Consider the following 14046-nt stretch of genomic DNA (forward strand, 5'->3'; position numbering starts at 1 on the left):
CTGCAGGTCCACGCGCGCGTTCACAAGGGTGTAGGCCTCGGCGGCATTGCCCCCGGCGCGGCGTTCAGGCGGTTACTCTCCTCGCCGTGGTGCGAAACCGACAGCCGTGTGCCCAGACGCCAGCCATTGGCAAGCATCAGCCAGTGGTTCAGCGAGGTGGTGGCCGTCAAGTCCGGCGCGCCCGGCAGGGGATCCCCGGCGAATGTGAGCGCCCGCAAAGAAGGCTCCAATGCCCCTGCTGACGCCTCCAAATCAATGATCTAGAACCAGGCCTTGATGCCGACAACGAAGCTCGTCGCAGCCACGTCGTCGCCGCGAACCTTGACGTAATCGGCGGTGTCGCCAAACGAACGGCTCCACTCGACCCCGACATAGGGGGCGAACTCCTTGCGGATCTCGTAGCGCAGGCGCAACCCTGCCGTGACCGAGGTCAGGCCTGAACCGATCTCCAGCTCGGGGATGTCGCTGGCGGAAAAGGCCACCTCGATCGCCGGTTGCAGGATCCATTTCTGGGTGATGCGCTGGTCGTATTCCGCCTCGACGCGAGCGGTCAGATCACCCTGGGTCGACAGGAAGGCGGCGGCGCTCATCTCGAACCAGTAGGGCGCGACGCCCTGGACCCCGACGGTCAGGTGGGTCGTGTCGTCGCCGTCGGGGCGGAAGTCCTGGCGCACACCGGCCTGTAGGTCCCAGAAGGGCGCTACGGCGCGGCTGTAGAGGGCCTGGACCTCGGCGTCGTGCAGCTTGCCGTCGAACGCGCCCTCGCCCTCGGTCTTCCACCAGAAGCGGTTGATGTCGCCGCCGGTCCAGCCCTGGGCGTTCCAGCTGTAGCCCTCCTCGCCGTCGCCGAAGCTGGCTTCGAGCGTGTCGATCAGGACCGCCGTGGTGCGCACGTCGCCGTTCTCGGCCAGCAACTGCTTGCGCGCCACCGCCATGACGGCGGGATCGAACAGCAGGTCCGCCGCATGGGCGGGCGCCGCGCGGGCGGCGGCGGGCGGCGGCGTCTCGACCATGCGTCCTCCGATCGCGTCCACGCTGGTCGGGATGTTCGGCGGGCCGCCGGTCATGGCCGACATGTCGTGCCCCGCATGAGGATCAGCGGCGGGCGTCTGGCCCATGTTGTGACCTGCATGAGGATCAGCAGGTGCCTGGGCCGGAGGCATCTGCATCCCGCTCATGTCATGACCAGCATGAGGGTCAGCAGGAGTCTGCGCCGGAGCCATCGGCATGGCGCCCATATCGTGGCCGGCGTGCGGGTCGGCGGCAGGAGCCGGGGCCGTAGCCGGAGGCGCGACGCGGCGCGGCTGAGGCGCAGCTGCGCGCGGCTTGGGCTTGGGGGCGGGTCGGGCTTGCGGCGGACGCGCAGGCGCAACGTGGGCGCCGTGACCGGCATGACCGCCGTGGCTCTGGGCGGCCGAACCGGCGGCCAGGATCAAGGGTAGGACCGCGACAGCGGCGAACAGGGCGCGGCTCATCTGGCGGCTCCTTCCAGCGGACGAACCGTGACGACGTTGAACATCCCCGCGTGCATGTGCATCAGCAGGTGGCAGTGGAAGGCCCAGTCGCCCGGCGCATTGGCGGTCAGGTCGAACGTCACCTTGCCCCCAGGCGCGACGTTCACCGTGTGCTTCAGCGGCTGATAGCCGTCGTGGCCGTTGACCAGCTCGAAGAAGTGGCCATGCAGGTGGATCGGGTGGGCCATCATGGTGTCGTTGACTAGGGTCACACGCACCCGCTCGTTCAGCTCGAAGCGGATCGGCTCGACCAGCTCCGAGAACTTGCGGCCGTCAAAGCCCCACATGAACCGTTCCATATTGCCGGTCAGGTGGATTTCCATCGACCGGGACGGCGGGCGCGCATCCTTGTTGGGTTCAAGGGATCGCAGGTCGATATAGACCAGCACCCGGTGATCGACGTCCTGAAGGCCCTGAGGCCGTTCGCCCAGTCGGTTGGCCGGGGCTGGCGAAATCATGTCCACCCCGACGCCGACCGCCATGTCGGCGGGGGCTTTGTTCGGGTCGCGCATGCTCATGGCGTCGTGGTCCATCGGCGCGGCGGCGGCGGCTCCCGCCGCTGCACCATGAGCCGAATGGTCCATCCCCGCCATTGAGCCGTGATCCATGCCCCCCATGCCCATGTCGGCCATGGTCAGGTTGGGAACCTTGCGCAGCGGCGGGACCTCCGCCGTCATGCCCAGACGCGGCGCCAGGGTCGCGCGGCCCATGCCCGAACGGTCGATGGCTTCGGACACGATGGTATAGGCGCGGTCCTCAAGCGGGCGGACGATGACGTCATAGGTCTCGGCCACCGAAATCTGGAACTCGTCGATCTCGATCGGGCGCACGTGCTCGCCGTCAGCCTGGACCACGGTCATCGCCAGACCGGGGATACGGACGTTGAAGATCGACATGGCCGAAGCGTTGATGACGCGCAGACGCACCCGCTCGCCGGGGCGGAACAGGCCCGTCCAGTTCTCTTCCGGGCCGTGGCCGTTGACCAGATAGGTATAGGTCGTGCCGTTGACGTCGAGGATGTCGCGCGGGTCCATCCTCATCCCCGCCCACATCCGGCGCTCGGCCAGATCCATCCCGTCCGACCCGTCCAGCAGGCCGGCCAGGGTGGTCTTTTGCATGTTGAAGTAGCCGGGGCTCTTCTTCAGCTTGGCCAGAATTTCGTGCGGATGGAGGAAGCTCCAGTCCGACAGGACCAGAACATGCTCGCGGTCATAACCGACCGGATCGACGCCCGCCGGGTCGATGACGATGGGACCATAGTGGCCCATGGCCTCCTGCATCCCCGAATGGCTGTGATACCAGTACGTGCCCGACTGCTTGATCGGGAACTCATAGACGAAGGTCTCGCGCGGCTTGATGCCGGGGAAGCTGATCCCCGGCACGCCGTCCATCTGGAACGGCAGCAGCAGGCCGTGCCAGTGGATCGAGGTGTCCTCGTCCAGGGTGTTGGTCACCGACAGACGCACGTTATGCCCCTCGCGCATCCGCAGCAGGGGCGCGGGCAGCAGGCCGTTGACGGTGAAGGCGTGGCCAGTGCGGCCGCCGACGGTGAAGTTCGAGTGGCCCACCGTCAGGTCGATGTTCGGCCCCGTCAGCGTCGGCAGGTCGGCGCGCAGGCCCGGCGATCCGGTTTGCGCCCAGGCGGGCAGCAGGCCCTGAAGGCCGAGCATGCCGCCTCCCAGGGCGGCGCCGCGCAGCAGGGACCTGCGATCAAGGACGCTCTGGGTCATGTCTCGGCTCATCCTTCTGGAAGCAATCTGACCGGCTGAATAAACCATCATGCTCAGGCGTTGACCTTCCCATGACAGGAAGGTTTAGAGAGGAGAGGCTCCAATGACGAAAGGCTCCGCCCATGTCCGCCGCCTCCCCCAGAATCCTTGATCTGCCTGTGGTCGGCATGACCTGCGCAAGCTGTGTCGGTCGCGTTGAGAAGGCCATTCGCGCTGTGCCCCGCGTCAATCGGGCGCACGTCAATCTAGCGACGGAGCGGGCCCACGTGGTCATGGACGCCGATGGCTCGCCCGCCGCAGTCGCCGCCGCCATCCGCACCGCCGGCTATGAGCCGCTGGAGGAAGAAGTCGTCTATCCGGTCCGGGAAATGACCTGCGCCAGCTGCGTCAGTCGCGTGGAAAAGGCCCTGGCCGCCGTGCCCGGCGTGCTGAGCGCCAGCGTCAACCTGGCGACCGAACGCGCCAACGTGCGCTTGCTGTCCGGCGCCGTCGTCTTCCGCGATCTGGCCGCCGCCGTGCAGCAGGCCGGCTATGTGCTGGAACAGCCCGAACGGGGCGACGCCGAGGCAGGCGACCGCGAACAGGCCGCCCGCGCCGCCGAGATCCGCAACCTGGGCCGCGCCGTCCTGATCGCCGGGATCGCCACCCTTCCCCTGTTCGTGCTGGAGATGGGTTCGCACTTCATCCCCGGCATGCACCACTGGCTGGCCGAAACCGTCGGCGTGCAGAACTGGCGGATCATCAGCTTTGCCCTCGCCACCTTCGTCCTGTTCGGACCCGGCCTGATCTTCTTCCGCAAGGGCGTGCCCGCCCTGCTGCGCCGCGCGCCGGACATGAACTCCCTGGTGGTGCTCGGCGCCAGCGCGGCCTGGGCCTTCTCGACCGTGGCGACCTTCGCCCCCGCCCTGCTGCCCGAGGGCACGGCCAACGTCTATTTCGAGGCGGCGGCGGTGATCGTCACCCTGATCCTGGTCGGCCGCTGGATCGAGGCCCGCGCCAAGGGCCAGACCAGCCAGGCCATCCGCCGCCTGATGTCGATGCAGGCCAAGACCGCTCGCGTCGTGCGCGACGGCTTCGAACAAGACGTGTCGATCGACAGCGTCCAGGCGGGCGACATCGTCGTCGTCCGTCCCGGCGAGCGCGTCCCCGTCGACGGCGTGGTGACCGAGGGTTCCTCGTATCTCGACGAATCCATGCTGACCGGCGAACCCATCCCGGTCGAAAAGGGCGCGGGCGCCCAGGTGGTCGGCGGCACCCTGAACACGACCGGCGCCTTCCGCTTCGAGGCTCAGCAGGTCGGCGCCGAGACGGTGTTGGCCCAGATCGTCCGCATGGTCGAAACGGCCCAGGGCGCCAAGCTGCCCATTCAGGCCCTGGTCGACCGCATCACCGGCTGGTTCGTCCCTGCCGTCATGGCCATCGCCGTCCTGACCTTCGCCGCCTGGTATCTGTTGGCGCCCGAGCCGGCGCTGGGCATGGCGCTGGTCGCCGCCGTGTCGGTGCTGATCATAGCCTGCCCCTGCGCCATGGGTCTGGCGACGCCGACCTCCATCATGGTCGGTGTGGGCCGCGCCGCCGAACTAGGCGTGCTGTTCCGCAAAGGCGAGGCGCTGCAGGCCTTGCAAGGGGTCCAGGTCATCGCCTTCGACAAGACCGGCACGCTCACCGCCGGCCGTCCCGAGCTGACCGACCTGAGCGTAGCCGAAGGCTTCGTGGAGGCCGACGTCCTGGCCCTGGTCGCCGCCGTCGAGGGCCAGTCGGAGCACCCCGTGGCCCGCGCCCTGGTCGAGGCCGCCGCTGCGCGCGGCCTCACCGTCATCCGCCCTGACACTTTTGACTCTGTACCCGGCAAGGGCGTGGCGGGCGTGGTCGCGGGCCGTCGCATCGCGGTCGGCGCCGACCGCTACATGGCCGAACTGGGCCACGATGTCGCCGTCTTCGCCGAAGACGCCGCCCGTCTGGGCGACGAGGGCAAGACGCCGCTCTACGCCGCCATTGACGGCAAGCTTGCCGCTATCATCGCCGTCGCCGACCCCATCAAGCCAACCACGGCCGCCGCCATTCAGGCCATGCACGGCCTAGGGTTGAAGGTAGCGATGATCACCGGGGACAACCGCCGCACCGCCGCCGCCGTCGCCCGCCTGCTGGGCATCGACGAGGTTCATGCCGAGGTCATGCCCGATGGCAAGGTCGCCGCCATCAACGCCCTGAAGGCCGGCGGTCGCCGCGTCGCCTTCGTCGGCGACGGGGTCAACGACGCCCCCGCTCTGGCCACCGCCGATGTCGGTCTGGCGGTCGGCGGCGGCGCCGATGTGGCTATCGAAAGCGCCGACGTCGTCCTGACCGGCGGCGACCTGCGCGGCGCGGTCAGCGCCATCGGCCTGTCGCGCGCCACCATGAGCAACATCCGCCAGAACCTGGCCTGGGCCTTCGGCTACAATGTCCTGCTGATCCCGGTCGCGGCGGGCGTCCTCTACCCGGCCCTCGGCTACATGCTGTCGCCCATGCTGGCGGCGGGGGCCATGGCCCTGTCCAGCGTCAGCGTGGTGCTGAACGCCCTGCGCCTGCGCGCCTTCAAGTCCCACATCCACGGAGCCGCCTAATGAACATCGGCAAGGCCTCCCTCGCCACCGGCGTCTCGGCCAAGATGATCCGCTACTACGAAACCGTCGGCCTGATCCGACCGTCTGAGCGGACCGAGAGCAATTATCGGGACTTCAGCGAACGCGACCTGAACGACCTGCGATTCATCCGCCGCGCCCGCAGCCTGGGCTTTTCGGTTGAGGAGATCGGACGCCTGCTGTCGCTATGGCGGGACCGCAACCGGCCCAGCCGCGAGGTCAAGGCCATGGCCGAGAAGCACGTCGCCGACCTCGACGCCCGCATCAAGGAGATGCAGGCCATGGCCGACGCCCTGCGCGACCTGTCGCACTGCTGCGCCGGCGACGACCGCCCCGACTGCCCCATCCTGTCCGACCTCGCGGGTTCGCCTGCCGCCGCTTCCCAAGGAGACACCCCATGATCGCCCTGACCATCCCCAAGATCCGCTGCGGCGGCTGCGTCGCCTCCGTCGAGAAGGCCATTCACTCCATCGACGCCTCGGCCCAGGTCATCGCCGACATCGAGGCCCGCCGCGTCGAGGTGACGACCGACGCCGACCGTCAAACCCTGCTGACCGCGCTCGACGCCGCGGGCTATCCGGCCGAGGCCGCCTGACCATGAACAAACTCAAGCTTTCCGCTCTCGCCGCCGGGGTCGCCTTCCTGGGCGGCGCGGGCTTCCTGCTGAACGGCCTCCCCACCTCGGCCGAGGCCTCGGAGATGACCGTCTACAAGAGCGATTCCTGCGGCTGCTGCGGCGGCTGGGTCGAACATATGCGCAAGGCCGGCTACGCCATCCGCGTCGTCCCGACCGATGACCTGGTCCCGGTCAAAATCCGCCTCGGCGTACCGGAACCCCTGTGGTCCTGCCACACAGCCGTCGTCGATGGCAAGGTGATCGAGGGCCACGTCCCCGCCGCCGCCGTCAACGCCTTCTTGCGTGCGCCCGGCGCCTCGCGCGGGATCGGCGTCGGCGGCATGCCCACCGGCTCGCCGGGCATGGAGGCCCCCGGCTACGCCCCCGAACGTTACGATGTCATGCGCTTCGGGCCCGGCGCCCCCGTCCCCTTCATGACCTTCGTAGGAGGCACGGCCGTCAGATCATAAGGTCGGCGGTTTAAGCCATATGCAAAAGGCGAAGCACGGAGTTCGCAGCAGCGAACAACGTGCCAAGGCTCACGATCATTCCGAGGATCAGAACGACCTTGAAATGCCGATGCAGGAAATAGAGAATTTCACCCGCCATTTGCGCCTGTCCAGTGTTTGCGGCCCAGATTGGCACAACACTGGACAAACGCAGCAACAAGCGTGCGTGGCGCCGGGTGTTAAACCAGACGGCTCTGCACCACGGCGGCCCCGATGAAGCTGGCGAACAGCGGGTGCGGTGCGAACGGACGGCTCTTCAGTTCCGGGTGGTACTGGACGCCGATGAACCACGGATGGTCCGCGCGCTCGACCGTTTCCGGCAGGACGCCGTCAGGCGACAGGCCGGCGAAGACCAACCCCGCCTTCTGCTCGATCGCATCGCGATAGTTGATGTTCACCTCGTAGCGGTGACGGTGGCGCTCGCTGATCTCGGTGGAGCCATAGATCTCTGCGATCCTGGATCCGGCCTTGAGCGTCGAGTCATAGGCGCCCAGACGCATGGTGCCGCCCAGATCGCCGCCCTGCTCGCGCTTGACGCGCTCATTGCCCTGGGTCCACTCGGTCATCAGACCGACGACGGGTTCTTCCGCCGGGCCGAACTCGGTCGAGGTTGCCTTGGGGAAACCAGCCAGGTTCCGCGCCGCCTCGATCACCGCCATCTGCATGCCGAAGCAGATGCCGAAATAGGGAATCTTGCGTTCACGAGCGAAGCGCGCCGCCTCGATCTTGCCCTCGGCCCCGCGCTCGCCGAAGCCGCCGGGCACCAGGATGGCATGGGCGCTTTCCAGCCGCTGGGCGCAGGCTTGCGGATCCCCCTCGAAGGTGTCGGCCTCGACCCAGTCGATATTGACCTTGACGTTGTTGGCCACGCCGCCGTGCTGCAGGGCCTCGATCAGGGACTTATAGGCGTCCTTCAAAACCGTGTACTTGCCGACCACGGCGATGGTGACTTCGCCATCCGGGTGCAGGCGACGACGCACGATCTCTTCCCAGCTTGTCAGGTCGGGCGCGGGGGCGTCGGTGATGCCGAAGTGGGCCAGGACTTCGCTGTCCAGACCTTCGTTATGATAGTCCAGCGGCACGGCGTAGATGTCGGCCGAATCCATCGCCTGGATCACGCCGCTCTCGCGCACGTTGCAGAACTGACCGATCTTGCGCTTCTCCTCAGCGGGAATCGGCTGCTCGCAGCGGCACAGCAGGATGTCGGGCTGGATGCCGATGGAGCGCAGTTCCTTGACCGAGTGCTGCGTCGGCTTGGTCTTCATCTCGCCGGCGGTCTTGATGAACGGCAGCAGCGTCAGGTGGACGAAACAGGACTGGCCGCGCGGCAGGTCCTGGCCCAGCTGGCGGATGGCCTCGAAGAAGGGCAGACCCTCGATGTCGCCGACGGTGCCGCCGATTTCGACCAGGACGAAGTCTACGTCGTCACCGTCATCGGTCTTGGCCGGGCTGAGGCAGAACTGCTTGATCTGGTCGGTGACGTGCGGGATGACCTGGACGGTCGCGCCCAGATAGTCGCCGCGACGCTCCTTCTCCAGGATGGTCGAATAGATGCGGCCGGTCGTGACGTTGTCAGACTTGGCGGCGGAGACGCCCGTAAAGCGCTCATAGTGGCCCAGATCGAGGTCGGTTTCAGCGCCGTCGTCGGTCACGAAGACCTCGCCGTGCTGATAGGGGCTCATCGTCCCCGGATCGACGTTCAGATAAGGGTCCAGCTTGCGCAGACGGACCTTGTAACCTCGTGCCTGCAAAAGAGCGCCGAGAGCGGCGGAGGCGAGGCCTTTTCCTAGCGAGGAAACCACGCCGCCGGTGATGAACACATAGCGAGCCATGGGGGGTCACCTTACTCCATGATTCGCGGCGGGAGCATGGCCCGACGCAAAACAACTGTTGAACATAAGAAGAAAGCGCGCCCTGCGGCGCGCTTTCGAGGATTTCTTGGCTGTCGGCGGTTTACTGCGCCGGAGCAGGAGCCGGGGCCGGAGCGGAAGCGGCCGGGAGGCTGGCCTCCAGATCGTCCAACGAGGGCGCGACCGGGGCCGTCGGCGTCGGGGCCGCTTGCTCGGCCGGTGCGGTTTCCTGCTCGGAACCAACGGCAAGAGCGCCCACGGCGTCGGCGTCGATGACCGAACGCGAACCGCGCGCGAAGTTGCCCGCGATGGTCAGGCTGATCGCGCACACGAAGAACAGCACCGCCAGAATCGAGGTGGCCCGCGTCAGCAGGTTGCCTGCGCCCCGCGCGGTCATGAAGCCCGAAGGTCCGCCGCCCATGCCCAGGGCGCCGCCCTCGGAACGTTGCAGCAGGATCACGGCCGTCAGGGCGACCGAGATCAGGATCATGGCGACGAGCAAGATGGTCTGGAGCATGGTGTCAATCATGTGGGCGCGAAGATGCGCCGATCAAGCGGCGGCGTCTAACACCGATGCGAGACCGGGGCAAACGCCGAACGAAACAGGGCTGCAAAATCGCGACGCTTAGGCCGCGCGGATGATTCCCAGGAAGTCTTCGGCCTTCAGCGAGGCGCCGCCGACAAGAGCGCCGCCGACTTCCGCCACGGCCAGGATTTCCGCGGCGTTCGACGGCTTCACCGAACCGCCGTAAAGGATCGGCGCGACACGACCGCCCTCTCCCAGCTTGGCCACCATGGCCGCGCGCACGGCTGCATGGACTTCTTCGATCTGCTCCAGCGTCGGCGTCAGGCCGGTGCCGATGGCCCACACTGGTTCATAAGCGACGGCGAAGGCCTTGCCCGACAGGCCGTCGGGCAGCGAGCCAGCGACCTGACGGCTGACGATCTCGACGGCCTGCCCGGCTTCGCGTTGCTCCAGGGTCTCACCGATGCAGATGATGGGCTCCAGACCGGCGGCCAGAGCTGCTTCGACCTTGGCGGCGACATCGGCGTCGGTCTCCCCGAATCCAGCACGGCGTTCCGAATGCCCGAGAATCACCAGGGCGGCGCCGGCGTCGACCAGCATGCCGGCGGACACGGAACCCGTGAAGGCGCCCGAGGCTTCGGCATGGCAGTCCTGACCGCCCAGTTCGACGGCGCTGCCCTCCAGGACGCGCGCCATACGTTCCGTCAGCGTCGCTGGCGGGCACAGAGCCACGCGGCACGCTGCGGCCTGTTCCTGCAAGGCTTTCGCCAGAGCCTCAGCCTCGCCCAGGCTCGCGCCCAGACCGTTCATTTTCCAATTGCCGGCGACCAGCTTCACAGATTGTTTCATAGGGCCTGTTTAGGTCCCGTTGTCGCGGAAGCCAAGATGTTGGGGTGCGTCCGCTTGCGGCGCCCTAGGGACTGCCCGTATAGGCGAGCGTGGCGCCCCTTTGACGCCGGCCCTCGTCAGGTTCTGTCTCGATGATCACGCTCTTCCGCAACTTCTCCAAGTCGAAATGGGCTGCAGGCCTGTTCGCCTTGATCATCCTCAGCTTCCTGATCGTGGGCGCTCAGTCGGATGTCTTCTCGAGCTTCGGCCCGAAACACGTCATCGACGCGGGCGAACGCAGCATCGGCGCCGCTCAGTTCCGCTCTGATTTCGAGCGCGTCCGTGCCAATCTGCAAGAGCAGGCCGGTCGCCCCGTGTCGTTCGACGACATGGTCAAGGAGAACATCCACACCCAGTATCTGGAAAGCCAGACGCAGCGCATGGGCTTCCTCGCCTGGGCATGGGACGCCGGCATCCGGCCTGGCAAGGAACTGGTGCTGAAGGAAATCCGCCGCATCCCGGCCTTCTTCAACCAGGTGTCGGGCCAGTTCGACCAGGACCGCTATGAGCAGGCCCTGGCCGCTCAGGGTCTGACGTCCGAAATGTTGGAGCAGGACCTGCGCGACCAGTATGTCGCCAGCCAGTTCGGCGCCGCTGTCTTCGCCGGCGCCCGCGTGCCCCGCATCTATGGCGCCCTGCTCGCCGGCCAGGCGCTGGAAACGCGCGACGGCCGCTGGTTCACTGTGACCCAGGCGATGGCTGGCGCCGCCGGCGCCCCCACCGACGCACAGCTGACCGCCTTCCTGAACGAGAACGCCGCCCAACTGCGTCGTCCCGAGTTCCGCATGATCTCGATCGTGCTGTTCAACCCGGCCCCCAACAGCCAACCGGCTCCGATCAGCGAGGAGCGCATCCAAGAACGCTTCGAGTTCCGCAAGGCCGCCCTGTCGAACGCCGAGAAGCGTTCGTTCGTGACGCTGACCGTCCCGACCAAGGCCGCCGCCGACCGCGTCGCCGCCGAACTGCGCGCCGGCAAGACCCCGGCCGAAGTCGCCGCCGCCAACAAGATCGAAGCCGCCACCTATAACGACACGCCGCAAAGCGCCCTGGGCGACCCGGCGGTCGGCGCGGCTGTCTTCGCCCTTCCGGCCAATCAGGTCTCGAACCCGATCCAGAGCCGCGTGGGCTTCACGGTCGCCAAGGTGACCGACGTGACCGCCGGCGCGCCCGCCACCCTGGAAAGCGTGCGCAACGCCCTGGTTCAGGAGCTGCGCGCTGAAGACGCCAAGGGCGAAACCTACGCCAAGGTCGAAAAGTACGAGAAGGCCCGCCAGGAAGGTAAGAACCTGGCCGACGCCGCCCAATCGGTCGGCGCCCGCCTGGTGCAACTGCCCCCCTTCACCGCTGATGGCCGTCTGCCCGACGGTCAGCCGCTGAACGCTCCGCGTCAGATCTTCGAGTCGGCTTACGCCCTGTCCAAGGGCGGCGAGAGCGACATCATCGACGCCGGCGACGGCCAGTACTTCGCCGTCCGCGTCGACGACATCCGCCCAGCTTCGCTGCCGACCCTGGCCGAAGTCCGCGCGCCGCTGGCCCAGCAATGGACCCTGCGTGAAAACGCCCGTCGCCTGTCGGCCAAGGCCGAAGAACTGGCCGGACGCGTCCGCGCTGGCGAGGACATCGCCAAGGTCGCCGCGTCGGCTGGCGCTCAACTGACCGCCCGCACCGGGGTTCAGCAGAGCCAGGCCAGCCAGACCGAACTGGGCGAAGGCGTCCTGCGCGGCCTGTTCGGTCAGGGCAAGGGCCAGGTCTTCACCGGCGCCCAGTCGGCCAGCAGCTTCGTGGTCGGCCACGTCGACGCCATCCACGCCGCCGTCCCGGCCCTGGCCGCGCCCCTGGTCGAGCAGGTCCGTCCGCGCCTGACCCAGGCGATGGCCAACGCCATGGTCGAGCAAAGCTTCGCCGCCGCCGCCGCCAAGGTGAAGGCCAAGAACGACCCCGCCGCCGCCATCGCCGCCTTGGGCATCGAAGCTCCCGCAGCTGCCCCGGCGGCTCCTGCCGCCCCTGCGCCCGCCAAGAAATGAGCGCAGGCGTCGGACAGGAAGCTGAACGCGCCGCGTTTGTCTCTGGCCTGAAATCAGGCCGCCCCCAGGTCGTCGTTCGCCGTTTGATCGACGACCTGGAGACGCCCGTCTCGGCCTTCCTCAAGGTCGGGCACGGTCGGCCCTACGCCAGTCTGCTGGAGTCGGTCGAAGGCGGCGCCGTCAACGGCCGCTATTCGATCGTCACCCTGGCCCCCGACGTCGTTTGGCGCTGCCGCGACGGTCAGGCCGAGCTGGCGCGCGGCGAGGCCGTTCTGGCAGACCGTTTCACCGCTGAAGACCGCCCGGCGCTCGAATCCCTGCGCGCCCTGATCGCCGCTACACGGTTCGATTTGCCCGATGACCTGCCGCCCATGGCCGCCGGCCTGTTCGGTGTCTTCGGCTACGACATGGTCCGGCTGCTGGAGCCTCTGGGCCCGGCCAACCCCGACCCGTTGAACCTGCCGGACGCCGTCATGGCGCGCCCGTCGCTGGTCGCCATCTTCGATTCGGTGAAGCACGAGATCGTCCTGATCGCCGCCGCCTATCCCGACGGCGGCATCGATCCCGACACGGCATTCTCGGCGGCCATCGGTCGCCTCGACGATTTCGAGGACCGTCTGCGCGGGCCCCTGCCGATCCAGCGTGAGACCGAACCGGTCCCGGCCCCCGACTTCCGCTCGCCCGTCGACGCCGCCGGTTTCGACGCCATGGTGGCCAAGGCCAAGGACTACATCGCCGCCGGCGACATCTTTCAGGTCGTGCTGTCCCACCGCTTCTCGGCGCCGTGGAGTCAGGACCCGTTCGCCTTTTATCGCTCGCTGCGTCGCGGCAATCCGTCGCCTTATCTCTTCTTCCTCGACTACGTCGACTTCCAGCTGGCGGGCTCCAGCCCTGAGATCCTGGTCCGGTTGAAGGATGGTCGCGTCACCATCCGCCCGCTGGCCGGCACCCGCCCGCGCGGCGCAACGCAGGAACTGGACAAGGCGCTGGAGGTCGAGCTTCTGGCCGATCCCAAGGAACGCGCCGAACACCTGATGCTGCTCGATCTGGGCCGCAACGACGTGGGCCGCGTTTCATCGCCCGGCTCGGTCGAGGTGACGGAAAGCTTCGTCGTCGAACGCTACAGCCAAGTCATGCACATCGTTTCCAATGTGCACGGCGCCGCCGATCCCAAGCTGGACGCCGTGGACACGCTACTGGCCGCCCTGCCCGCCGGCACCCTGTCCGGCGCGCCCAAGGTCCGGGCCATGGAGATCATCGACGAACTGGAAACCGAGAAGCGCGGCGTCGGCTATGGCGGCGGCGTGGGCTATATCTCGGCCAACGGCGAGGCGGACATCTGCATTGTCCTGCGCACCGCCATGTTCGCCGACAACCAGATCTTCGTTCAGGCCGGCGCCGGCGTCGTCGCCGACAGCGATCCTGCCGCCGAATACGCCGAAACCCTGGCCAAGGCCCGCGCCCCTATGAAGGCGGCCGAGGACGCGTGGCGATTCACCGCGACCACGCGTGGCCAGGGCGCCGACGGCAAGATCTAAGGATTGGAAACCGTGGAACCCTGGTCGAACGACACGCCGGGGCCCACGACCATGGTCCCCGCCAGCATCACCGCCGCCGTTGCGGCGAAGGCGGCTGCCGCCAGCAGGCGCAGCGGTTTCGGCTGCTCGACAGGCGGCTCGTTCAACAGGGCCTGGGCGTCGCGGATGGCTTCTAAGCGGGTCAAGACGGATTTCTTCCGATGGCGATGCTCCTGTATCGCGCGGACTGC

At 67.6% G+C, this 14046-nt stretch carries 12 protein-coding genes; 6 read left to right on the plus strand and 6 right to left on the minus strand.

Going from position 1 to position 14046, the window contains the following annotated elements; genetic code table 11:
- Positions 1-260: 260 nt before the first annotated feature.
- Both HNP51_RS07375 and HNP51_RS07380 read right to left on the minus strand, forming a co-directional pair.
- Complete coding sequence (locus HNP51_RS07375) at positions 261-1475, minus strand: copper resistance protein B (protein ID WP_184268608.1); 1215 nt, start codon at positions 1473-1475, stop codon at positions 261-263.
- A complete protein-coding gene (locus tag HNP51_RS07380) occupies positions 1472-3244 on the minus strand; it encodes a copper resistance system multicopper oxidase (RefSeq protein ID WP_184268610.1) in 1773 nt (590 codons plus the stop codon). The genes HNP51_RS07375 and HNP51_RS07380 overlap by 4 nt, the downstream gene beginning before the upstream one ends.
- A 122-nt stretch (positions 3245-3366) precedes the next feature.
- Here HNP51_RS07380 and HNP51_RS07385 point away from each other — a divergent pair, with 122 nt between their 5' ends.
- Genes HNP51_RS07385 through HNP51_RS07400 form a run of 4 tightly spaced genes read left to right on the plus strand, consistent with a single transcriptional unit; the run spans position 3367 to position 6951 of the window.
- A complete protein-coding gene (locus HNP51_RS07385; protein ID WP_184268612.1) occupies positions 3367-5847 on the plus strand; it encodes a heavy metal translocating P-type ATPase in 2481 nt (826 codons plus the stop codon).
- On the plus strand, positions 5847-6266 hold the full coding sequence (cueR, locus tag HNP51_RS07390) for a Cu(I)-responsive transcriptional regulator (protein ID WP_184268613.1): 420 nt from the start codon (positions 5847-5849) through the stop codon (positions 6264-6266). Before HNP51_RS07385 ends, cueR begins: the two co-directional genes overlap by 1 nt.
- Positions 6263-6460 carry a heavy-metal-associated domain-containing protein gene (locus HNP51_RS07395; RefSeq protein ID WP_184268615.1) on the plus strand — a complete coding sequence of 66 codons (198 nt, stop codon included), beginning with the start codon at positions 6263-6265 and terminating at the stop codon, positions 6458-6460. Before cueR ends, HNP51_RS07395 begins: the two co-directional genes overlap by 4 nt.
- A gap of 2 nt (positions 6461-6462) precedes the next feature.
- Positions 6463-6951 (plus strand): DUF411 domain-containing protein, encoded by a 489-nt coding sequence (locus tag HNP51_RS07400; protein WP_184268617.1) that lies wholly within the window; start codon positions 6463-6465, stop codon positions 6949-6951.
- A 218-nt stretch (positions 6952-7169) separates the two neighbouring features.
- On the opposite strand, the gene HNP51_RS07405 is transcribed toward HNP51_RS07400, so the two are convergent.
- From HNP51_RS07405 to tpiA, 3 genes are all read right to left on the minus strand, one after another.
- Positions 7170-8822 carry a CTP synthase gene (locus tag HNP51_RS07405; RefSeq protein ID WP_184268619.1) on the minus strand — a complete coding sequence of 551 codons (1653 nt, stop codon included), beginning with the start codon at positions 8820-8822 and terminating at the stop codon, positions 7170-7172.
- A 121-nt stretch (positions 8823-8943) separates the two neighbouring features.
- Positions 8944-9369, minus strand: a complete 426-nt coding sequence (secG, locus tag HNP51_RS07410; protein ID WP_184268621.1) for a preprotein translocase subunit SecG — start codon at positions 9367-9369, stop codon at positions 8944-8946.
- Between the two features lie 96 nt (positions 9370-9465).
- Complete coding sequence (tpiA, locus tag HNP51_RS07415; protein ID WP_184268623.1) at positions 9466-10215, minus strand: triose-phosphate isomerase; 750 nt, start codon at positions 10213-10215, stop codon at positions 9466-9468.
- A 131-nt stretch (positions 10216-10346) separates the two neighbouring features.
- Here tpiA and HNP51_RS07420 point away from each other — a divergent pair, with 131 nt between their 5' ends.
- Positions 10347-12278, plus strand: coding sequence for a peptidylprolyl isomerase (locus HNP51_RS07420; protein WP_184268625.1), 1932 nt, complete (start codon positions 10347-10349; stop codon positions 12276-12278).
- Positions 12275-13816 carry an anthranilate synthase component I gene (trpE, locus tag HNP51_RS07425; RefSeq protein ID WP_184268627.1) on the plus strand — a complete coding sequence of 514 codons (1542 nt, stop codon included), beginning with the start codon at positions 12275-12277 and terminating at the stop codon, positions 13814-13816. The genes HNP51_RS07420 and trpE overlap by 4 nt, the downstream gene beginning before the upstream one ends.
- Here the strand turns inward: trpE and HNP51_RS07430 are convergent.
- The gene (locus tag HNP51_RS07430) at positions 13813-14001 is read right to left on the minus strand and encodes a hypothetical protein (RefSeq protein ID WP_184268629.1); all 189 of its coding nucleotides are present in this window, start codon (positions 13999-14001) and stop codon (positions 13813-13815) included. The two genes, trpE and HNP51_RS07430, sit on opposite strands and share 4 nt — an antisense overlap.
- Between the last annotated feature and the right edge of the window lie 45 nt (positions 14002-14046).

Source organism: Brevundimonas bullata (assembly GCF_014207965.1).
Taxonomy (GTDB): domain Bacteria; phylum Pseudomonadota; class Alphaproteobacteria; order Caulobacterales; family Caulobacteraceae; genus Brevundimonas; species Brevundimonas bullata_A.

Bases quoted from the DNA above. Each gene is read 5' to 3' on its own strand.
- trpE (WP_184268627.1), top strand. From the start codon at position 12,275: ATGAGCGCAGGCGTCGGACAGGAAGCTGAACGCGCCGCGTTTGTCTCT.
- HNP51_RS07375 (WP_184268608.1), bottom strand. From the start codon at position 1,475: ATGAGCCGCGCCCTGTTCGCCGCTGTCGCGGTCCTACCCTTGATCCTG.
- HNP51_RS07380 (WP_184268610.1), bottom strand. From the start codon at position 3,244: ATGACCCAGAGCGTCCTTGATCGCAGGTCCCTGCTGCGCGGCGCCGCC.
- HNP51_RS07395 (WP_184268615.1), top strand. From the start codon at position 6,263: ATGATCGCCCTGACCATCCCCAAGATCCGCTGCGGCGGCTGCGTCGCC.
- HNP51_RS07400 (WP_184268617.1), top strand. From the start codon at position 6,463: ATGAACAAACTCAAGCTTTCCGCTCTCGCCGCCGGGGTCGCCTTCCTG.
- HNP51_RS07385 (WP_184268612.1), top strand. From the start codon at position 3,367: ATGTCCGCCGCCTCCCCCAGAATCCTTGATCTGCCTGTGGTCGGCATG.
- HNP51_RS07405 (WP_184268619.1), bottom strand. From the start codon at position 8,822: ATGGCTCGCTATGTGTTCATCACCGGCGGCGTGGTTTCCTCGCTAGGA.
- secG (WP_184268621.1), bottom strand. From the start codon at position 9,369: ATGATTGACACCATGCTCCAGACCATCTTGCTCGTCGCCATGATCCTG.
- HNP51_RS07420 (WP_184268625.1), top strand. From the start codon at position 10,347: ATGATCACGCTCTTCCGCAACTTCTCCAAGTCGAAATGGGCTGCAGGC.
- tpiA (WP_184268623.1), bottom strand. From the start codon at position 10,215: ATGAAACAATCTGTGAAGCTGGTCGCCGGCAATTGGAAAATGAACGGT.
- cueR (WP_184268613.1), top strand. From the start codon at position 5,847: ATGAACATCGGCAAGGCCTCCCTCGCCACCGGCGTCTCGGCCAAGATG.